Below are 19,941 nucleotides of genomic sequence, written 5' to 3' on the forward strand. Positions count from 1 at the left end.
TCGCCATCCGCTTACGCTTCGCCGCACCGAACACCGCGACCACTCGGGCCAACGCAGTCTCAGTGCCGGCGCGCATGTCCATAGGCTCGGTGGCGAGCCAGATTGCATCGACGCGAATCATTGGGTCAGGCTACGAATGAAACAGGCGCAGCCGTCCGGATCCGAGGCTGGCCATTTTACGGTGATGGATTTATCACCCAGAGGCAGCGAGATGATCACCATTTCTTCTGATGCTCGCCTTGGTACCGTTTTTACCGGAACGAAAGCCGGCAAGGTTGCAGGCGATTGATCCCGATAAGTCGGTAGCCACTTGCGGATCACGTTGGCGTTGATGCCGTGATGGATGGCTACGCTGGAAATCGTCGCTCCCGGTTGCAGGCATTCCTGGACGACTTGGGCTTTGAATGGTTTGGGGTAAGAGCTTCGTTGGCGCATGGATATCCTGGCGATAAGGGTGATCGCGTCCGCTTAAAATACGCGGACACCATCGCCCTTAATGCTGGAGTTCGGTAGGTGTATTCGCCATCCGCTTACATTCATCGGTCAGGGCATCAATGTAGCCAATGGCGTAGGCCACAGCAAAAGCCCCCCCTGAGCGGATCGGCGGCCTGATTGATCATGTCCAGGGTCGCATTGACGCGGATCTGCGTCTTTTCCGGAGAAGGGCTCATGCACAGAGCTCCTGTCTACTTAAGCGGGTTCGCGGACGCAAACACGGGCGTCCTTCTACGGACTTTAGCCCAACGTTTGACTGCCGGGCCTGGACGTACCTGGACGGGATTTTCCTACGTACTGGCCAAATCAGCCGCGACCCAGCATTTAGCGCCGTTTTCGTCGTCGCCACCTTCGGCAATAAAGACGTGACCGGCCTCATCCACGGCGTACACGCTAGGGCGTTCGTGGCCCGCATCACGCAACGAGTTCCTCCACCCATACCGAGCCTTGCCACACCAGCACGACGACGCCACGGTGCTCCTGGTTGCCTTCACGCCACCGAGTGGCAGTTGCGCAGAGCGCTTCGATAACTTGGCTCATGTCGGATTTTCCTTCGTGTCGCAGCTGCATTGGTAAAGCGCTCAATGACTGTCCCCTACCAACTTAATGGGCAATGAACGCTTTCCAATGCAGCCTCGTCAGGCTGCTGGGCTTATCCAGGTTATTGAAAAAGCGCCTGGACTCGGGCCAGCACATCGTCAATCACCACATCAGGAGCCGATTCAATACGCTTGGCGCCACGGGCCTCAAGATCGACGGTGCGAATCTGGTTACACAGGACAACACCCTGTGTCTCGACGTCTGAAGCACTTAACGGCACCGCGAAACCGGCTTACCGGGCAAAATCGCCGCTCTGAGTGATAGGCGCTATGACCGTGAGGCCCTCCTCGGCGGAGTCAACTATGAACGCGCTCTAAAGACTTAATGTGTGCATACCTTTCGCGTAATGTGGTCCTACACAGAGGTCGGACGTATCAAGCGCCGGGTCGACCATCGAAGTGGTCATAATGACCTGGTAAGATTTCTCATCATGCTCCGTAAGCGCCTCTACAAGTACTCTCTGGAAATTCTGGCTGCGATCGGGGCCCATTCCCTTGTCCTCGGTGTTATCGAGTAAGAGCAGTCTTGGATAACGCATGCTGTCATCCTCCAGCGATTCCAGCAGAATCGCTAGATGGAAACTGTTCTTCAAAATGGTTTCGGAGCTGGCAGAGAATTTCGAACGTCCGTCGACCAGCATGAAGTCTTTGCCGAAATCGAACATGACGGTTTGTGCGACGTTGAAGGCGGGCTCAAAGCCCCCGTCCTTCTTGAGAAGCTCGACTGTCTTTTCAGAAAGATTGCTTTCGATGGATTCACGGCGCGAGCTGGTTTGCGATTTGCTTGCTTTAATCTGCTCATCCAGCTCCAGCATAATAGCATTGAGGTTCTGCTTTTTCTCAATAAGCCCCTCTACAGCCCCTACCAGCTTGGCCTTCGTATCATAGTTTTTAATGCGCTCCTCGATGGTGCCGATTTTTGCCGACAGCTCGTTGAGCTTGAGCACACGATCGGAACTCATTCGAAGCGCCATGATGTGGTTAGATTTAACCGTTTGGAGTGCGAACTGCTTTGAATTCAGATAGTGAGCATGCTCACTCAGCTTGGTTCGCAGCTCAACCAGCACCTTCGTACTCTCTTTCTTCTGAAACGCCAGCTCATTCAGAGCTGCGAGATATGAAGCCTCTCTGGAGTTCTTGTCCAACTCGGTTTTGCACAGGTGGCACTGCTCTTTGCCCGAATCTGACAAAGCGGATAAGCAGCTTGGACAGAATTTGAACCTGACTTCACCAAAGAATTCATAGGCGGTACGGGACTCCTTGAGCGCCTTGATCCTCGACTCGATAGCTGTGATGAACAGCTCGGACTCGACGATCTCATTGAGCATTTCGGCCTGCTTAGCAGTCCGGATGTCGATTTCTTTCGTGAGCTCGGCGATCTGTTGGCTAGCCTGTTCAGCTTTGGCTTTGAGGACAGCGTCCGAGATTGATTCGTCAGACTGGGTCAGCAATGTGTCTCTGTGAGCGAGCAGCTCCAGGAGTTCCTTATTAGCGTCCCCGATGGCGCTGTTGAGAGAGGCTACACGCAGCACACCTTCGGAAGGGGAAATGTATCTGTAAATGGAGTCCAGCTGACCATCGATTTTCGCGAACTCAGACTCTGCTTTTGACAGCTGCTGCTTAAGCGAATAGATGCCAAGGTCATCCAGACCAAGCAGGAAGTCTCCGATTGCTTGGCGCATGCTGGGCTTGTCGAACGTTGAGTATTCAGCTCGCAGGATTTTGTTAACTGCAGTGCCTTGATCAACATAAATCAGGCGCAGGATCTGGTGGATGGTGAGGTTCGCAAAGTCATCAGTCTGGCTGTGAGGCCAGTCCAAGAGTTCAAAGAGCTGTTGGGAGAAGCTGAGTTTTTCATCGGTACGATTGATACCATAGCTCTGCCAGACTGCCGCCGTATTGGCGGCTTGGAGCTGTTCGTAACTGCCGTCGAAGAAGCCCATGGGGGGCTTCTTGCCGGGTTGTACTGGCCGATAGATTGTCAAAGCGTGACCGTTTAATTCGATCTCTGCAAAGACTGCGTCGCATGTCTGAGCTTCCTCGTTCCATCGGTCTTCTGCAATGTCCCCACCGAGGCAATTGAATAAGAAGTCCATGATCGTGGACTTGCCCACGCTATTGGCACCTCGAATGATATTGACGCCTCTGTGGAAGACCTCGTCGTATACCGCTTTGCTGCCTTTGACGATGATGAAGCGATTGACAAAAAACGTTGATGGCTTAGAGGTCATAAACATGCTCCATCAGCCCGGTTCGGGATTTAAGACCGTTCGCCCCACTGAATTTTGTGGACGGCAAGCCTTTGGTGATCACCTCAAACGCATCGCTCTTGAGGAAGTCATCAATATCCAGAAGGGCGGTGTATGCCGAGGGCAAGGAGTCAGGCTCTAGTTCCATAATGCCTTTGTCGAAAGAGGATTTGGAGAGGACGCCTTTGGCGATCAATTCGAGCGTTGCGGTTTTCTGAAAGGTTTCCAGCTCAAAAAACGTACGCGTGGGGTTGCTCAGGTCTTCGAATTGATCAGGGATTTTCATTACTTGAGCTTTAAGTTTTCGAATTTCGCTAGGCCACGGTTTGATTTTTTTGAGCTGGCTGGGGAACAGGTAGTAGAAATCCAACATGCGAAGGAGCGGCCAGCTGATTGGTGCATCGCCGGTGGCATGCAGGATCGATACGATTCTGTAGAGGCAATGGTTGGCGTCCAACGCCGGGTGATACATCAGCATTTTGGCCTTTCCCAGATCAAATGGCATTTCCCGGTCAAGAAGTACAGCATGCCGGAGATCATGTATTGATCGATGGTCGGGTCTTCGGCCATGACCTCGCGGTAGATTGTGTCGATAATTCCACTCAGGATCACGCCGTCAATTACCTCGTTCGGCGCCCCCTTTTTGATGAGCGGGCGAACCAACTCTTCGAACGCGAAGCTGATCTTCTGAAGGATGTAGAGGAAGATGCCTTGGCGTCTTCGGTTAAGCTGCGACTTCATGAGGCGCTTCGCAAAGAAATCCTTGCGCTCAATCGCAATCTCAAGGAGGTCATCTCTACCGCCGTTCATGAGCTTCTGCTCAAGACCGATTACAGGCGTCTGAGTTTTTTGATTGGTGAAAAAGTCCAGACGCTCAACGAACCACTGAAAATCTTCATCGTTCTCGCTCAGCTCTTGGAGTTTGGCCAAGGCACGCGTGATGGCCGTGGGGTCCGGCGGGGCAAGATTGATGATGTAATTGGTATCGTCACCCACCCTGAGCCCCCCGTGAATCTGGGAGCCCCACACATTCGCTTTATTCATTTGTTTTCGCGGGTTGTATTATTGCCGGCCTGGACGTTTCCATGCACGGTGGAGCCTTTGATGTTGACCGTGTTGTTCCCGGGATTGCGTTTGCCACCGGCATTGATTAGGGCAAGGCAAAGGCCGAAAACCACGATAACGATCAGGCCCAGAAGGGCGAACAACTCAGTGTGCGTGAGGTTTTTCAGGTAGGGAGAGGCAATGATCTGCGGGTAAACCGTGTAGCCAACAAATCCAGCTACGGCGGTGATGCCGCAATACTTCACGGCACCGGTCCAGAATCCTTCCATAATGCATCCAGTGAGCGGCTATCAAAAAGCTATCTTCGCGCATCGGGCCCAAATCGTAAAGCTTCGCAGCGAGCACCGAACAGACTCCCCATCTACTGCATGTGCTCGAGGCAATACAAGCACTTGTTGGGGAGTCACGAATGTTTATCTACAAAATGGTTCAAGTACCGCCGAACATTGAGGTTAGAGCAAAGGAACATCGGGGAAATGAAGCCGCAGCTTATCTACAGAATGTAGTTAACACTCACGCCCAAGATGGATGGGAGTTTTATCGTATCGACACTATTGGCGTGTCCGTTAAACCAGGGTGCTTCGCGGCGTTACTGGGGAAGAAAAATGAACTGGACAATTATTACGTCATCTCTTTGCGCAAGCCTCAATGATTAGAGGGCTCGCCGTGTCAGCCATTCGCTGGTATCAGCGAGTGGCGCCAACCCGATTGCGAGAGGCATGCCGGTTTGAGCCCACCTGTTCGAACTACGCGATTCAAGCTATCGAGATCCATGGCGTTCTGAAAGGCTGCCGCAAGGCGATTGGACGCATTTGCAGGTGTCGGCACCCAAACGGCGGAGTGGACCTACCTTAAGCGAGTGCGGGATTGGATGACCAAGGCCACCTTAGGCCACCCCAATCTCGCCTAGTCACCAATCCAAACGAACAAGGAACATGGGCATCAAGATGAGCTCCGCCTGTGATCAGAACAAGCGAGAATGGGAAGCCGACACATACCAAAAGGCCTGGGTGCCGAACCTTTGCAATGCAAGCATTGCGATCCGCGACCTGGAGCCGGATTTTCGGCGACGAATACGGCAAGAAAAAGCCGTTCCCGTGATGGAAATGCTGCACGCCTGGATGATCGCCAAGCGCGAACTTGTGCACGATGGCGTGGCCATCGCCAAAGCTCTGGATTACAACCTGAAACGCTGGGCGGCGTTGTCACGGTATCTGGATGACGGCGCGGTGCCAATTGATAACAACCACATCGAGCGGCAGATCCGGCCATGGGCTCTTGGACGCAAGAATTGGCTCTTCGCAGGATCGTTACGTAGCGGCAAACGCGCAGCGGCGCTGATGAGCCTGATCCAGTCGGCCAAGCTCAATGGGCATGACCCATATGCTTATTTGAAAGACGTTCTGGCGCGACTACCAACGCAGCGTGCAAGCGAGATCGCCGAGTTGTTGCCGCATAACTGGATGCCTTTACGCATCCTGTGACCCCCGTTCGTTTACGCCGAACGAACACCACTCCCAATCCTCCTGCTACGCTGAAAACCCCACGGAGGGTTCGCGATGCAAAATTCTGACCTGCCCCCTTCACTGCTGTTCAAGACCAATAAGAATCAGCTCGTCCTCGAGGCGTCCATCATGGAGCTATCAAATTTGGTGGAAGCTCGCGGCTCGGCAGACGTCGCCGATAACGTCCGCAGCGCCCTAGACACAATCGACCGCAACGAGGAATTCATCGAGCTGACGCTTGCCGACTGCCAGGCCAAAATCGGTTTCAGCCAACAACTTGCAACCGTCACTGCTGTCCAGTTGCAAGCCGCTGGTATAGGACGAAGCGATAACGATCAATGCGCCATTTCCCAAGTGGTTTAGGCTGGCATCCAACGCACTGACCCCGACGTAGTCGACCTGACCCCACAGAGGTTGCCGGCACATGACGCTGGTCAACAGCCTCCCATGCCGCGCTGGGGCTGGCGACAAAGGCGCTCACCCGACAGCTCGACGTCAGATGACGGGGAGACCTGCAAGACCAACGGACGAACATCCATTTGACAACTCTCAAAAATGATGGCGCGGCAAATCGCCACACACAAAAGAAAACCAAGCCCGTACACGCTTCCGATCAATCTCTCGGGCGGTGCCTGCGAGTCACTCGACTGTCGGGGCGTTCTTCATCAAGGCATCCATGTAGTCGGTCGACGCGGAAAAAGGATCGTCTTCGGCCTTGATCCGCTGACGCAGTTGCTCAGTTCTGCCCAAACTAAAATACAGCAGGCCCAACTGGGCGTAATAACCCGGAGGAACGTCAAGATCATGCGTCTCATAATCCTCGATGTCCGCTTCCAAAGTAGCAATCTGCGCTTGTACGACGTCTCCCCGGTAATCAGGAAAAACCGGCGGGGTGTAGCCGTCCCATTGGGGTAACTCCACTTGTTGTTTACATCCTGTCATCGTCAAAACGATCAGCAGCAAAACCCAAGCGAGACACCAGATTCTTGAAGTTTGCCTAGTCACACGTACAACCCTTTATAAATAGGTTTTAGTTCTTCTGCGCCCCCTAAAACACGTTCGGCAGCGTCTATTGGGACTAAAGCAAAACGCCCAAGCTGAAATAGATCGGCGTTTCAAGTTCGTTCACCGCGTCGGGGTTTCCTAGGTAGTGGCCTGGCGCCCCCCCCAAAAAAAACCGTTCAGAAAAATTACTCGACACCTCGCCCTACTCTCCACTCGCCCTTCTCCCGAAGTGAACCGTTCACATACTGGTTCACCCCTGAAGTTCTAGTTTGCAGATTGGCGCAACAAGGCATCGGTGATCCGGTTACCTTGCTGGACCGATGAGGGTTGACCGAGCCGAAGCACCCAAAAGCGGCCTATTGCTATCGAGAGCACCAAAAAACGGCCTCTCTCGATTGCCCTTGATTCGATTACTTCTGATCAGGGTAAAGGTTGCGACGCTGAGAGGATCGCCCGTTTGTGCCAATCGTTTGACCGAATAGGTCAACTGCACGTCCCGAAATGACATAAAAATGCAAGCGTCGCACCGATAAATTTGGGGAGATTGCTATGACCTTCAGTTCCGACACGGTTGAAATCATCCAGCAGTCGCAGGGTGGGTGTTGCCTTAGAGGAAACCGCGCGTTTGCCCCCCCTCCTACGACAAGCTTGGGGATGGCAGTCACACCCTATACAAAGGCGCAGCCAAGCAGGTGGTGGACGCACGTATTGAATCAGATACGGCCAGGTAGCTGAGGGATGCGCCATTCACACACCATCCACGGCACTAGCAAGCGCAGTCGCAGTCGCAGTCGCAGTCGCAACTATTCCAGTACGGTTTTGAGTAGCCCTAGAAAGAAAAGGCACGGGGTTGGGTGACGCATCCAGTAGAGCATTTGGCGCAAACGGTCCAGATTATTTTCGATTTACGCCGTCACACTCGTTGACTGAATAGTCAGGAAGAGCACGGTATGGCTGAAGGGAACTGGACAGGCCACCACCGCAAGGTGAGTTATGAGCGGGCGTTGAATGAAAAGACGCGGCTAGATGCGTTATTGAGAGAAAAGCGTGATCGGCAATTGGTCGAGCCACCACCACGACCAGAGCCTCCACCTCCAACGAAAAAGATGCCCTCAACGTTACTAAGAGGCTGCGTCTTCACCAAGTCGTGTGCGTTACCAGACGGGATTATGAACTTCAGCAACCCGAACGGGTTTGTTCCAACTGAGTTGCTCAGTCAGTACGGCGCGTATGCTGTTTTGGGCACGGGAAAGGCAGTCACTGCGGCGGGGACCGTGCTGAAGTGGATCGGCGGTTCAGTTAGCGTCATGGAATTAACTAAGCGCTTAGGGGGCACCTTATCGACGCTGGCCCCGCCCAATGTGAAGATCATCGTTGGCCTTGTGCTGCCGAACACGACTTCACCCGACAGCGCGCTTTACCGACCTGAACAATACGCACTGCTGACCGAAGGCGTTACACGGGTGCGAGTAAGCGTTAAACACCAGCCTGATGGCACCCTGAGTCTGTACGGATTTTATACCGGGACAAAACGAGAGTGGCAGAGTGTACCCGTAATCGCGGCGCAGGTAAGTGGTGAGCAACTGGTTGCGGCCATGGGGAATGGCATCGAGGTCATCTGGACCCCCTCCGTCGATCTTAATGTCGTATTACGGATTCCAGCGCTGGAGGGAGCCTCGTTGCAGCCTGCGGCGTGGGTATATCCACCGACTGAGCAGGCTGACCGTATCCTGGTCAATCCGGTGCACCCACCCGATTACCTGGACGCGATTATCTGGTTTCCAAGCCAACCAACGATTGCGCCGATCTACCTGTCGCTGAGTGTGCGCCTGAGTGAACTTGGTGTGGCTATGTGACTATTGGGGGCGGTGAAAATGTCTCGCGAGAATGGCTCAACCATGCTCGATCTGGGCTTGGCACACCGACCCGCTTCAAAAGTGGGAGTTTTAGAGTTTCGACTCGTTCCGGCGGGCATTTGGGTCCCGGGCCTTCTACAGCGACAAGGCCAGCGTGTTTCGCAGCAACCACAAGGAGCCCCAGGGCGGTGCCGGTCACACCCAGTTTGGCCGCGCCCTGTATGAGCTGAACATCGACAGCCTCTGTGCCAACAGCAGCCAGGCCAAGGGCCGCGTGGAACGGGCAAACCTCACCCTGCAGGATCGCCTGGTCAAGGAGCTGCGGCTGCGGGGAAGTCAGCACCATGGCCGACGCCAATGCGTTTCTGCCGCACTTCATCGCCGATTACAACGCACGCTTCGCCAAGGCCCCACGTTCCGATCACGATGCCCATCGACCGGTGCGCGACGACGAAAATATGGAGTTAATCTTCGCCTGGCAGGAGCCGCGGCGCCTGTCGAAAAGCCTGACCGTGCAGTACGACAAGGTCCTGTATCTGCTCACCGATACCCCGCACAGCCGGCGCCTGGCCGGCCGCTATATCCAGATCGTTCATTACCCGGATGGGCGCATCGAACCGCGCGATGGTGACACCGTGTTGCCGTGTGTGCCCTACGACCGACTGAGTGAAATCGATCAGGGGGCCATCGTCGATAACAAACGACTGGGGCATGTGCTGCAGGTCGCCCAGACGGTCCAGGCCCAACGCGACAGCCGGCGTCCACCATCGCCCCCGGGGCGGCCAGGTGATACGAAACGCCTGACCAGTGTTCCATGTCAAAAAAGCCAGCGAGATCTGTCTCCCGAAGACATCGCCGAGGCTCTGGGGATGCGTCGTCCCCCTCCCAGGCGCTGCAACGGCAAGCGAGCGAGAGGAACTGAGCATGCGCCAATCGATTAGCGCCGAGGCGTTGCACGCTCTGGTAGCCGCAGGGGCTGCCAGGGAGGTGTTGGTACTGCCGGGGCCAGACGGCATCGGCTGGCAGATACAGGTGCGCTACAGTGGCGGCGGCAAGCACTACCCGTTGCGCTCGCGCCGTGAGCTGGTACGGGTCTTTCGTTCGCTCGACTCACTGAATCGCTACGTGGGAAAGTTGGGTATCCCCAAGTACAGCGTTGAGCTTTAGCACATAAAGTCGAGTGCTGCGCCGCACTTCGATATCGCATCACAGCGGTACTCCAATACCTGAGCGGGCTACGACACTTACCGCTCGAAGGACACTCTGGTTGGCACCAGCAGCGATCCGCTGGCGCAATCGGTCGCGCTTCGCAGAGGCGTGATCTTTTATCCTGACTAGCCGGGGGTTGAGCAACGGAACGGGAACGTACGTTAGGTCAAGTTGACGCTCATGCCATTACGAGCGCTGGCACCCGTTTAACGTGCTTTAAATTCCGTTTTCTGTAAGAGCCAGCGAACACACCTCATCGGCCGGGCTCGAAAGGAGTGTTCGTCAGTCCCTTACATTTGACAATACTTTCGTTGAGGGATGTGGGGTAATGCAAGCACACTCGTTTTCTCTTGAAGAAACTTCGCAATTGCGAACACACGGTATCGTCCTATTCGCAGGCCGGGTGATCTTCGACGCGCAACCACCGATGGCCTCCGATCAGATCGCCGCAGTACAGGCACTATGTGGCGGCAAAATCCCTCCCGCTCTTGTTGCACTGTGGCAACTGACGGCAGGCGGTCGACTCGCCTACGACCTAACCCTACCCATGAATGGCAACGAGGAAGCCATCAACTGGATCGAATTGTTCTACAACGGCAGCGATGGCTATCGCGACCTGACTGGCTGGATCGAACATGAGCGAGAGCTGGCTGATGACGCAGCCACCGAACGCGGCCAGGTTTGGAGCGGCGAACTCGGCGTACTTCCCTTCGGCGGCTTCGAGTACTGTAATCGTATCTATGTGGTTACCGACCCGAAAGCCGACGACTACGGCTATGTGCTGGCCTGGAAGCAGGGGTTGCCATCAGCCTGGCGTGGCGCCATGCATGAGGATGGTCTCGCCACCGTCGCGCCTGACTTACATGCTGCATTCCAGTCGCTGCAGCTAGACACTGACCCGCTGAACCCAGCCAGCCAGTATTGTGTAAGCGAGGAGTTGCTCGACTATCTCGACGAGCACCGAAAGGACAAAGGCATGTCGGATACGCTGGCTAAGAAGTTGATTGCCTTCTACCGCCATGCCATGGTCGACTGGCAAACGCCACTGGCTAACGGGACGCTGGCACAGCAGTCAGCGCTGGCGCGCAGTGCACTGCGTCACGCGATTGACCGCGACGATGCAGCACTTGTGGCGCAGCTCTCGGCAGCCGGTGTGAGTTTCAGTGAGGTGTTGGCCGGCAGCGCCATCCCTACCGAGTATGCGTTGGCACTAGGCGCTTATGCCGCCACCACGGCTCTGATTAAAGCTGGGGCACCGGTGAGGACAGATGCCTTTGCTTCGGTGTCCGGCCCGGTTTCTCCCGAGCTAGTCAACCAGCTTCTCGACGCTGGCGTGTTGCCCAGCGCCGCCGTAATGGCCCAATGCGTCGCCTACGGCGTACAAGAGAGCGCGCGCCACATCGGAGCGGCCCTGTCCCGGCAAGGTGTGGACGTGGCTGCGGCCTATACCCAAGCCGCAGCAGCACTGCTGCAGGACCGTGAAGCCGACGCCAAAAAGGTCCGCAAGGGCAAGCTCAGCCACTACCTCGGCGTTGACGGGCTCGAAGCGCACGCACAGCGTCTACGGGATACGCGAGTTCAAGATCTCGGGCTCGTAAAATTGGTAAGCCCCAGCGCGGCCGAAGTCTTGGCGGGCAAGATTTTCCGGCGAGCCGTCAGGAAATACGAAAAATGACCCTATTCTGACGCGGCACCAAGGGCCGTTCTTACGACAACCGGAGGTGTGCTTCAAACGGATACAAAGCAGACCACATAAGGGGTCGTCCACTGTCACGAATGCTTACCGGGCGATTATTTCCGAATTCTGTGGGCTCCCCATGATGGTCGATCCTATTTAATTGATGATTTAAACCTTGATCACGCCGGCTGCGACATTTCTATTTAGCCCGAGGAGAGACATTTCTACCTAGCCTTGACATCTGTCTGTCTCATATCACCGCTTATGTTCAACAGCCCCCCACCTCAGCCCGGTGCGGGGGCCTTCTTGATGGGCCACGGACACCAGCCCCTTGATGACTGGTCTACCATCCCCCCGTAGTCTGGTTTACGCGCAGACCGCCACTGACTCGAAAACGGAGATCCCACCATGCCCCATTCACCCGCACCGATCCCGGCCGATCAGCTGCCGCCACCGACGCCGCCCCTGCCAGGCTCCCTGCAAGAAACCTGGCAGGACATCGCTAACCGTCTGGAGCAGGCCGGCGATTGGAGCGCCCTGGAGCGTCGCACCGCGCACGCACAAGGCTGGAGCGCGGCATTGAGTCAGGCGCAAGTGATCGACCTCGACACCTTCCACGCCCTGGTGCGCGTGCGCGAAGACCTGCATGCGCGCGTCACGCAGCGCCTGCTAGAGGCCGAGCAATGACTGGTCACGACCCGACCCGCTGGCACGCTGAACCTGCCGGCGGTGGTGCGCACCCAGGCGCTGAAACTGTTGGAGCGCATTCAGCAGGCGCGCACGGCGGACGAGCTGATCAGCGCCGCTGATCGCGCTGAAGGTTTTGTCCTGGGGCTGGAAACCGTCAAGGCGCTGAACGCGGCGAGCCTTGAAGGGTTGTATGTGGCCTTCGACAACGCGGCCACGGCGCGGCGCCTGGAGCATGAGCAGTGATTGGTGAAGGCATTCAGGAAGAGGTGCTCCGCGCCCTAGTCGAGCAGCACGCCGTGCGCGAATGCCTGGTGGCCAAGGTCGATGGCGGGCCGGAGTGGGGGCTGTCGATCCGCCTCGGCGGCAGCGGCGCCCGCTGGGTGCCGGCGCGTTCACGCCGCGAGAAGGTGCGCACCTGGCCAGCCTGACCGCTGTGGGTCGGATTGCGCCCCTCACTCACTGTGACTGATCCACCCTCATCCTCCCTCAACGTGGAGGATCAGCCATGAACACTAATGCCGCACACAGCCATCAGCCTTGGAACAAGGGAAAGATTGTCGGGCAGAAAGCACCACTTCGAGTCAGAGATATCTGGGCCATTCGGGTCAGACTCCAGCTCGCGGAGAAGACACGGGATCTGGCGCTCTTCAACTTGGCCATCGACAGCAAACTGCGTGCCTGTGACTTAACCAAGCTGCGAGTCCGAGACATAGCCCACGGGGGACATGTGTCGTCACGGGTCATCGTGATGCAGCAGAAAACTCATCACCCAGTACAATTTGAAATCACTGAGCAAACCCGAACGGTTTTGGAGGTTTGGATGCATCAGGCCACCTGCGCAGTGAGAATTTCTTGTTTCCGACCCGGTTGCATGACTCTAACCATCTCTCCACCAGACAGTACGCTCGAATAGTCAAAGCGTGGTTGACCGCCATTGGCCTTGACCCAACCATGTACGGTACTCACACGCTACGACGAACCAAGGCATCGTTGATCTATCGCAGAACAAAGAACCTGAGAGCAGTTCAACTCTTGCTGGGACATACGAAGCTTGAAAGCACCGTCAGATACCTGGGAATCGAGGTCGATGATGCCCTGGAAATGGCGGAACAGACTGAAGTCTGAGCATCCTTAGTGACGGTCGATGCTAGACCGTCGCTATTCGACCCAAAGCCGCCCTTCGTAAAGGGCAGAGATCGGCCAACAGCTGACTGTCGATTTCGTCTGAGGCACATGCATGTGCATGTGCATGGCATTTGACCAACTGCTTATTAGGATTAAAGTCTAAGGGAAAGATCGACCCCGTCAGTCTTTGATCCGCAACGGCTATCGCCACGCAGGTTCCCCAATGGCAGGTTCAGAAACGGAGTATTGCTCATGATCAAATATCTTCGAATGATGGCAATGATTTCAATACTCGCGATCACGGCGGGCTGCCAAACGAATCAATCTACTTCCGCCTCAGATGTGAAGGCTGCTAACGCAGAAATGAACCGGGACGCGAACGCGGCGTTACAGAGTTTGTATACCAAAACGCCGCAAGCGCGCGCCCTGGCGCAGCGAGCCAAGGGTATCCTCGTTTTCCCTGATGTGCTGAAAGCGGGCCTCATCGCCGGCGCACAGCATGGCGAAGGCGAACTCATTGAGAACGGAAAAGTCACGGGATACTTCGCGACCACAGCGGCCTCATACGGCCTTCAGGCGGGCGTGCAGCGGTTTGGATACGTGATGTTCTTCATGACCTATTCAGCGATGAACGACCTGAAAAATGTTAATGGATTTGAGGTCGGCGTGGGCCCAAGCATCGTGGTCGTAGATTCGGGCATGGCCAAATCGTTGACTACCTCGACGGCTCAGTCCGATGTCTATGCGTTCATCTTTGATCAAAAGGGCTTAATGGCCGGGCTGGGATTGCAGGGTTCAAAAATTACCAGGCTCAATCGTTGAGGCCGTCTGCATATCGCTAACACTGAGTTGGGTTGTGTTGCATCGACCTGCTGAATTCACAATCCCTGGCTGCCCTTAGCGGAGGGCAGCAATGAGTCGTTCTCTGCCGGTCGTCACTGCGGCGCCTGTTGGTCAAGTTGAATTCAAACGGCTGGTCGGTGGACATACAAATGGGGGGCGAGTGGAATGTAATCTCCCACAAAGAATCCCATTTTTTCCCGCATTACATCGGGACTCGCTAGTGAAAGATGGGTAACAGGGCGTTAGATGATGCCTATAATTGCCGTAGTCTCATGATAGCGTCTGTGATGCCTTGAGCATTCTTGTCCAGCGTTTCCATGGCAGCAATTGCGTTAGCGGCAACACTCCCCACTCCATTCTCAGAGAGCCACTTGGTCACCTCTTCAATGGCCGCACATATGGCGTGCTGGTTGTGCAGGAGCAGTGTCAGAGCGTCTGCTGTGGCTATATTCGTTTCAGAGTTATCTGGCATGGGGGTCGTCGTTGAGTAACCGGTGCGGGAAGACTAGCTGAACTCACCGCTGGCTGGAGCCACTTCTCCAGATCCGCTGACACCTGGGTGTTTGAACTGACTTGACCACCCATTTGCATTCGACCTAACCAGCCACTTTCCCCGGATTGGACCCATTCCCTTAGCAAACATGACCAGAAGTGAACGACCAGAAGAAGTCCTCAGCAGTCAGCATCATGATTTAACTTGCGAAGACATTGCGAGCTTAATGAATCGTCCCCGCCACGACAAAAAGTGTGAGTAACATCATGACCGAAGCCAAACGTTGGACAGTGAAATGCCAAGATCCTTTGGATGGAAGTGGCGACATCATCATTGACTTGCCGACGGATCTTCTCGCCAGTTTTGGACTGAGCATCGGTGACGTGTTGACGATTGAAGTGATCGAAGATGCGATAGTTCTGACGCCGAAGTCGAGCGACTCGGCTACACCCTGAGTCGAGCCCGCGCGCTTCACCTAATCTTCAAACGGGCATAAGCGAACGGCACATCTCAGCGGCGGCGATTGAACACAAGTTGCCGGCGGTGACATGGCCAACTCACCCTTGAAGTGAGCAATTCAACAGGTGTGAGAAACCAAGATTCTCAAACCTCAGCACGGTTTTTCCCCCGCGGGCCTTGATGAACGGTACGCCGAGAAGGGCTGGGGTCTGATTCTCGAAAAGCCCGGGCCGATCCCGGTGATAGACTCCATGTGCAGCCTTGCTAGGTGTAGGCTGTAGGCGATTTACCAGGCAGAAAACTGCGTCGGACGCCAGCGAGCGCAGAGCGGCTGGACCGTGCACGGTGTGTGCGAGGAGGACACCATGACAATGCCTAACGAGCGCACGCGCGCACTCATCCAGACGCGAGACCTTCTGGTCGAGCTGGCGCAAGATCCTGCGCAGTCAGAGTCCATTCGCCGTCAGGCCCGTCAGCTGTTACACCATTATCCCCTTGCCAACGAGATCCTACTGGCTGGGCAGCTCGAAGAGCGCAGAGTCGACCGACTGACCGAACCCTTCCTGAGCTCCAGCATCGATTGACCGCCGTGGCCACTCATCATCAGCCCAAAGCCGCTGATCCTGAGCCATGGGTAGGTAGAGGGGAAAGGGCTCCCTCGCCTCATCGACCTAGGGTGTTATGGAATTCCACTGGCGTTCAATGGCGCTTCCGGTTAGACCGGTGTTAGCTCATATTCCTTTGGATGGGCAATCATTGGGGGGAAGTGTTAATGAGCACTTCAACTGCGACTCGACGTCCGGTAAAAAAGAAAGAGGTGTCTCGAGAGGTGGCGATCACGGCCTTTTGGCGATTCAGTTCCGATCAAGAGTCGCTGACGGATGCGCGGAGGCTGCACCAAATTAAAGAAGGGTTGCCCGCTGACCTCATCCAGGTTGTTCGTTTGGCCTTCGACCTTCAAGAGCGCCACCTGGAAACGCTGCTCAATGCCGCAATGTCGACCCTGGAAAGACGCCGGCGAGAGCACAAGAAACTGGATTCTGTCGCCTCCGAGCGTGTGGACAGAATTGCTACGCTCAGTCGCTTGGCTGAGGCGATATTTGAGACACAAATGACAGCCACACAGTGGATGTCGGCACCGAATAAAGCGCTCGGTGGGACGGCACCGATCATGCTCTGCGAAACCGAGATCGGCGCTAAACAAGTTCGTCGTATTCTTCAGGCCCTTGAGTGGGGTGGTGCAACCTGATGGAAGGCGTTGGCAATAATCTAGGGCGAAATGTGCGACCGGTCTTCGCGATTCATCCTGGGGAATCCGACGGGTCGGTATTGCCATGGTCGACCAACCACTGCCAGCCGAGTGTTGAGAAAAAACCGAATGTTTCATCGAGACCCGCTGACGCGGCGTCAGCTAAATGACTGGGCAGGTACTGATTTTCGGCTTTTCGTTTAGGGGGACGCTGGAGCGTGTTTGCCTAACGGTTACGATTATAGGTGCGACGAACTGCACTGCACGTGAGGGCTGCATGACGCTACGCCCTAGAACCCCATACAAGAGGTGCCTCAGTTATGTTGACAACCGTCAGCTGTAGCCAAGCTCGCCGGCGACTCCGACGCCTTATTGCGCTGGTCGCCCAGGGGCACAGTTTCGTCATAACCAAGAACGGGCGAGCATTTTGCCGGTTGGAGGGCACCGAAGCGATTCAGCTTGATCATGGCGCCTCCTGCAAAGCCTCACTGTGATGCCTACTGGACGTGTCTACGCAACTTGGAGGTAAGCGTCCGTCCAGTTCACCTTGCACAATTTAAGGTGAGTACCTACATGCGCAGTCAGCCCAACCTTCCCTAGCCAACCTAGCCAACCTAGCGCTGTTTATCGTATTCGCTCAAAGCTGGTGAGATTGAAGCCGATTTCTGCCTGTCGCCACCCTCTCTTTGGGTCGATTTCGACTACTCGTGATACCGAGAAACCCAATGACGACGAAACTCATCGCGCGCGGGTTGATGCGTCGTTTTGTTTCTCCACTTTGCACTTAAATATCAGCTCTAAGGGAAAGAAATCTTTTCTCTGAATGCATAAATCAACCGCAATGACAAAATTTCTTTACTTAATCCTAAAGCTTTACGCGCAGCGTAAGCTGCGCGCCTAGCTACGAAATGCAGCGCCGAACCACCCGAATGCATCGAAATCTACCAGTATTCCCACAGTGAAGACCGGCAAAGTACGGCCAGAAGCGGTCACTGGACAATCCACCACGGGATGAGTAGCGTGCAGTCGAAACATCGTCTAATTAGAGTTGGCTCATGGTTTCTATCGTTGTTCAAGAAGAGGTTCGAGACCGGCTACGTCGTGCTGAGAACGAGCATGACGTGAAAGTTCTTTTAGCTATTGAGTCTGGCAGTCGTGCCTGGGGATTTGCCTCTCCCAACAGCGACTACGACGCACGCTTCATCTACGTAAATAAACCCGAGTGGTATCTCTCTGTCGGCCTCGAGGAGCAACGCGACGTCATCGAGTATCCGATCATTGACGACATGGATATCAATGGCTGGGATCTACGTAAGGCACTCAGGCTATTTTGGAAGTCCAATCCAGGCTTTGTGGAGTGGATACAGTCGACCATCATTTACGAGCATGCTGGCTGTTTCCACGAGCGGGCAAAGGAGTTATTGCCGCAGGTGTATTCGGTGGAGAGTGGCATCTACCACTATCGCAGCATGGCCAAAACCAACTATAGGGGATATTTGCAGGCCCCTCAGGTACCGCTGAAAAAATACTTCTACGTTCTGCGCCCGCTGTTATCGGTGCGGTGGCTTGAGCAGTTTGGTACACCTGCCCCCATAGAGTTTGAGAAGCTGCGCGGTGTCATCGAGCGAGAGTCCGGGCTCCAGCAGGCCATTGATGAATTGCTTGCGATCAAGCGCGCGTCTCCGGAGATGGGGTTATCACCCCAGATCACTCCCATCCAACAATTCATTGAGCGTGAACTGAATCGACTTGAGTCCATTAAGCCGATACGCACCGAGCGCAAAGACGTTGAGCCATTACTTTCGGAGCTGTTTCGAACTGTACTCAAAGAAACTTGGGGATGAGGTGCCCAATGGAATAAAGCGTTTGAAAGACCGATAACGGATCGTCAAAGCAATGCGCACGCGTTCACTTTGACCATCCGCTTTGGGTCGCTCTTTGCCGGTCATAGTTACGAAGCGTGCTGGCCAAGTCGAATGCAAACGGGTGGGCAAGTGGAATGCAATTTCGCAACAGCTTCAATTTCCATATCCACTTCTGCCTTGTCGCCTTCACCACGTGGTCCTCCTACCCTTCCCCATTCGGCAACGAGTAATTCACCGGCGTGCGTCACTGCATCAACGGTCTGAGCGAGGAGATCTGCAAGGTTCGAAGTGAGCATGGGACTCGGTACCTGGGAGCGGAGTTATTGATTGATGATTGCCTCAGTTGCCGCTCGGCACGCCCCACCCGCAAGTCTTCCACAAGGCTCGCATTCCATTACAAAAGGCGAGACAGAGTTTAGGAATCTACTGGCCGCATTTTTTGATCGTTTTGCGCATGTCCGACGGGACTCGACCTGAAATTGAATCATCAAAAGCCACTTGGCGTTTTTGATCTTACGTTTTCCTTTCATTTTGGGTCCCGTGGTACGACCTACCAGCATTGTGGACGAGGCGGCAGCGAGGCCGTGCCGAGAAGACAGCGTCGATTACTCAATATCACCTGATGCATCAGGAGAATTAACCGCATTCACCAACCGAGCAACGACAACGGATAGCCAAGTCTGGTGGGCAAGCAACTCTACAGCCTCGGGGCCATCAGGCGTGCATACTTCATAAAGTGAACGCCAGCACAAGACATCCGCAGGATCGATCTTCTCGTTGTCGCGGAAAACCTCGTTGGAGGCGAGGCGATACGCAAAGGTATCCACGCAAGGCTCGACGGGAGTCCGAAGTTTTACTTGAGCGAAATCGACCACAGTCTCCGCGACCCACTGGGGCGAACCATTTAGCTTTGGAGGTACCGCTAGCAGGATACCAACGAGATCTTTTTCTGAATCTGGATGATCCAGCTCTAGAAAGAGTTCAACCAGGTTTTGCCCCGACAGGCGTTTGACTATTTCGGTCCCCCGCTCAGGATGAATAACATTTGCAACCGCTACCAAGATCATGGTGGAGAAGCTATCTGCATTGCGATGTGCAGCTACCTGACGGGAGGTAATTTGCAGCGAAGTCATAAGAGTTACCAAAAAAATGAACACTATAGATTGTAGCCCTATAGAACTCAAGAAGGCTTCATCGTTCCTTTTGTGGGTCGAACACAATGGAACTCAAAGAGGCATTTGCCATCGCATTACGCACCACTCGAATTCGTCGTGGCTTAACACAAGAAGACTTCGGAATAATCAGTAGCAGGACCTACCTCAGCACGCTTGAACGGGGGCTTAAAAATGTCACGCTGGAGAAGGCATCGGAGCTAGCTCAAAGGATGGACGTGCACCCTCTCACCCTACTTGTGAAGAGTTTTTTACTCCTTGACCCAGAAGCTGATTTCGATTCGCTGGTAGAACGAATTCGGCGCGAGATTGAAGACAGCCAGCGCGGGTGACCGCATCGTTCTTTCGTCTAAAAAACACACACTTCTACTTGAACAAAACTAG

At 54.9% G+C, this 19,941-nt stretch carries 25 protein-coding genes and 4 pseudogenes; 18 read left to right on the forward strand and 11 right to left on the reverse strand.

Features of this window, described 5'->3' with window-relative positions:
- Positions 1-117: 117 nt before the first annotated feature.
- From tnpA to J2X66_RS28845, 7 genes and pseudogenes are all read right to left on the reverse strand, one after another.
- Positions 118-435: an IS66-like element accessory protein TnpA gene (gene tnpA, locus J2X66_RS28815; RefSeq protein ID WP_310271698.1), complete on the reverse strand. Its 318-nt coding sequence runs from the start codon at positions 433-435 to the stop codon at positions 118-120.
- Positions 436-785: 350 nt separating this feature from the next.
- A pseudogene (locus J2X66_RS28820) lies at positions 786-1,035 on the reverse strand (antirestriction protein ArdR).
- 121 nt (positions 1,036-1,156) lie between these two features.
- On the reverse strand, positions 1,157-1,315 hold the full coding sequence (locus J2X66_RS28825) for a type II toxin-antitoxin system PemK/MazF family toxin (RefSeq protein ID WP_310271701.1): 159 nt from the start codon (positions 1,313-1,315) through the stop codon (positions 1,157-1,159).
- 93 nt (positions 1,316-1,408) lie between these two features.
- Positions 1,409-3,325, reverse strand: coding sequence for an AAA family ATPase (locus J2X66_RS28830; RefSeq protein WP_310271704.1), 1,917 nt, complete (start codon positions 3,323-3,325; stop codon positions 1,409-1,411).
- Positions 3,315-3,821, reverse strand: coding sequence for an ABC-three component system middle component 5 (locus J2X66_RS28835; protein ID WP_310271707.1), 507 nt, complete (start codon positions 3,819-3,821; stop codon positions 3,315-3,317). The genes J2X66_RS28830 and J2X66_RS28835 overlap by 11 nt, the downstream gene beginning before the upstream one ends.
- Complete coding sequence (locus J2X66_RS28840; RefSeq protein WP_310271710.1) at positions 3,815-4,387, reverse strand: ABC-three component system protein; 573 nt, start codon at positions 4,385-4,387, stop codon at positions 3,815-3,817. The genes J2X66_RS28835 and J2X66_RS28840 overlap by 7 nt, the downstream gene beginning before the upstream one ends.
- On the reverse strand, positions 4,384-4,677 hold the full coding sequence (locus tag J2X66_RS28845; protein ID WP_310271713.1) for a hypothetical protein: 294 nt from the start codon (positions 4,675-4,677) through the stop codon (positions 4,384-4,386). Before J2X66_RS28845 ends, J2X66_RS28840 begins: the two co-directional genes overlap by 4 nt.
- A 140-nt stretch (positions 4,678-4,817) precedes the next feature.
- Here J2X66_RS28845 and J2X66_RS28850 point away from each other — a divergent pair, with 140 nt between their 5' ends.
- The 4 genes and pseudogenes from J2X66_RS28850 to J2X66_RS28865 all read left to right on the forward strand — a co-directional run.
- On the forward strand, positions 4,818-5,060 hold the full coding sequence (locus J2X66_RS28850) for a DUF4177 domain-containing protein (protein WP_310271716.1): 243 nt from the start codon (positions 4,818-4,820) through the stop codon (positions 5,058-5,060).
- Complete coding sequence (yidD, locus tag J2X66_RS28855; RefSeq protein WP_310271719.1) at positions 5,057-5,263, forward strand: membrane protein insertion efficiency factor YidD; 207 nt, start codon at positions 5,057-5,059, stop codon at positions 5,261-5,263. Before J2X66_RS28850 ends, yidD begins: the two co-directional genes overlap by 4 nt.
- 191 nt (positions 5,264-5,454) lie before the next feature.
- A pseudogene (locus J2X66_RS28860) lies at positions 5,455-5,892 on the forward strand (transposase); the annotation flags it as partial.
- A gap of 75 nt (positions 5,893-5,967) precedes the next feature.
- Positions 5,968-6,156 (forward strand): annotated as a pseudogene (locus tag J2X66_RS28865) (hypothetical protein); the annotation flags it as partial.
- 396 nt (positions 6,157-6,552) lie between these two features.
- On the opposite strand, the gene J2X66_RS28870 reads toward J2X66_RS28865, so the two are convergent.
- The gene (locus tag J2X66_RS28870) at positions 6,553-6,876 is read right to left on the reverse strand and encodes a DUF4810 domain-containing protein (protein ID WP_310271722.1); all 324 of its coding nucleotides are present in this window, start codon (positions 6,874-6,876) and stop codon (positions 6,553-6,555) included.
- A gap of 992 nt (positions 6,877-7,868) precedes the next feature.
- On the opposite strand from J2X66_RS28870, the gene J2X66_RS28875 reads away from it, so the two are divergent.
- The 9 genes and pseudogenes from J2X66_RS28875 (at position 7,869) to J2X66_RS28915 (ending at position 14,298) form a co-directional block, all read left to right on the forward strand.
- Positions 7,869-8,774 (forward strand): S-type pyocin domain-containing protein, encoded by a 906-nt coding sequence (locus J2X66_RS28875; RefSeq protein ID WP_310271727.1) that lies wholly within the window; start codon positions 7,869-7,871, stop codon positions 8,772-8,774.
- Between the two features lie 344 nt (positions 8,775-9,118).
- Entirely contained in the window at positions 9,119-9,715 is a 597-nt protein-coding gene (locus J2X66_RS28880) for a hypothetical protein (protein WP_405046817.1), read from the forward strand.
- On the forward strand, positions 9,699-9,941 hold the full coding sequence (locus tag J2X66_RS28885) for a hypothetical protein (protein WP_310271730.1): 243 nt from the start codon (positions 9,699-9,701) through the stop codon (positions 9,939-9,941). Before J2X66_RS28880 ends, J2X66_RS28885 begins: the two co-directional genes overlap by 17 nt.
- 370 nt (positions 9,942-10,311) lie before the next feature.
- Complete coding sequence (locus J2X66_RS28890; protein WP_310271732.1) at positions 10,312-11,658, forward strand: SMI1/KNR4 family protein; 1,347 nt, start codon at positions 10,312-10,314, stop codon at positions 11,656-11,658.
- A gap of 411 nt (positions 11,659-12,069) precedes the next feature.
- On the forward strand, positions 12,070-12,348 hold the full coding sequence (locus J2X66_RS28895) for a hypothetical protein (RefSeq protein ID WP_310271735.1): 279 nt from the start codon (positions 12,070-12,072) through the stop codon (positions 12,346-12,348).
- 42 nt (positions 12,349-12,390) lie between these two features.
- Positions 12,391-12,594 (forward strand): hypothetical protein, encoded by a 204-nt coding sequence (locus tag J2X66_RS28900; RefSeq protein ID WP_310271739.1) that lies wholly within the window; start codon positions 12,391-12,393, stop codon positions 12,592-12,594.
- 23 nt (positions 12,595-12,617) lie between these two features.
- Positions 12,618-12,779, forward strand: coding sequence for a hypothetical protein (locus J2X66_RS28905; RefSeq protein ID WP_405046818.1), 162 nt, complete (start codon positions 12,618-12,620; stop codon positions 12,777-12,779).
- Positions 12,780-12,856: 77 nt separating this feature from the next.
- Positions 12,857-13,476: pseudogene (locus J2X66_RS28910) on the forward strand (tyrosine-type recombinase/integrase).
- Between the two features lie 252 nt (positions 13,477-13,728).
- Positions 13,729-14,298 (forward strand): lipid-binding SYLF domain-containing protein, encoded by a 570-nt coding sequence (locus J2X66_RS28915; RefSeq protein WP_310271742.1) that lies wholly within the window; start codon positions 13,729-13,731, stop codon positions 14,296-14,298.
- A gap of 274 nt (positions 14,299-14,572) precedes the next feature.
- On the opposite strand, the gene J2X66_RS28920 is transcribed toward J2X66_RS28915, so the two are convergent.
- Positions 14,573-14,791, reverse strand: coding sequence for a hypothetical protein (locus tag J2X66_RS28920; RefSeq protein WP_109787213.1), 219 nt, complete (start codon positions 14,789-14,791; stop codon positions 14,573-14,575).
- A 287-nt stretch (positions 14,792-15,078) separates the two neighbouring features.
- Here J2X66_RS28920 and J2X66_RS28925 point away from each other — a divergent pair, with 287 nt between their 5' ends.
- From J2X66_RS28925 to J2X66_RS28935, 3 genes are all read left to right on the forward strand, one after another.
- The gene (locus tag J2X66_RS28925; protein ID WP_310271745.1) at positions 15,079-15,267 is read left to right on the forward strand and encodes an AbrB/MazE/SpoVT family DNA-binding domain-containing protein; all 189 of its coding nucleotides are present in this window, start codon (positions 15,079-15,081) and stop codon (positions 15,265-15,267) included.
- 369 nt (positions 15,268-15,636) lie between these two features.
- Complete coding sequence (locus J2X66_RS28930) at positions 15,637-15,855, forward strand: BPSL0761 family protein (RefSeq protein WP_310271748.1); 219 nt, start codon at positions 15,637-15,639, stop codon at positions 15,853-15,855.
- 188 nt (positions 15,856-16,043) lie between these two features.
- Positions 16,044-16,520, forward strand: coding sequence for an antitoxin Xre/MbcA/ParS toxin-binding domain-containing protein (locus J2X66_RS28935; RefSeq protein WP_310271751.1), 477 nt, complete (start codon positions 16,044-16,046; stop codon positions 16,518-16,520).
- A 314-nt stretch (positions 16,521-16,834) separates the two neighbouring features.
- On the opposite strand, the gene J2X66_RS28940 is transcribed toward J2X66_RS28935, so the two are convergent.
- Complete coding sequence (locus J2X66_RS28940; RefSeq protein WP_158283938.1) at positions 16,835-16,987, reverse strand: hypothetical protein; 153 nt, start codon at positions 16,985-16,987, stop codon at positions 16,835-16,837.
- Between the two features lie 588 nt (positions 16,988-17,575).
- Between J2X66_RS28940 and J2X66_RS28945 the strand changes: the two genes are divergently transcribed.
- Positions 17,576-18,364, forward strand: coding sequence for a nucleotidyltransferase domain-containing protein (locus tag J2X66_RS28945; RefSeq protein ID WP_010457953.1), 789 nt, complete (start codon positions 17,576-17,578; stop codon positions 18,362-18,364).
- 626 nt (positions 18,365-18,990) lie between these two features.
- On the opposite strand, the gene J2X66_RS28950 is transcribed toward J2X66_RS28945, so the two are convergent.
- Positions 18,991-19,518 carry a hypothetical protein gene (locus J2X66_RS28950; protein WP_310271756.1) on the reverse strand — a complete coding sequence of 176 codons (528 nt, stop codon included), beginning with the start codon at positions 19,516-19,518 and terminating at the stop codon, positions 18,991-18,993.
- Between the two features lie 86 nt (positions 19,519-19,604).
- Here J2X66_RS28950 and J2X66_RS28955 point away from each other — a divergent pair, with 86 nt between their 5' ends.
- Positions 19,605-19,889 carry a helix-turn-helix domain-containing protein gene (locus J2X66_RS28955; RefSeq protein WP_109787207.1) on the forward strand — a complete coding sequence of 95 codons (285 nt, stop codon included), beginning with the start codon at positions 19,605-19,607 and terminating at the stop codon, positions 19,887-19,889.
- The last annotated feature ends 52 nt before the right edge of the window (positions 19,890-19,941 follow it).

Origin of the sequence: Pseudomonas sp. 3296 (assembly GCF_031456615.1) — a bacterium.
GTDB classification, from domain to species: domain Bacteria; phylum Pseudomonadota; class Gammaproteobacteria; order Pseudomonadales; family Pseudomonadaceae; genus Aquipseudomonas; species Aquipseudomonas mucoides.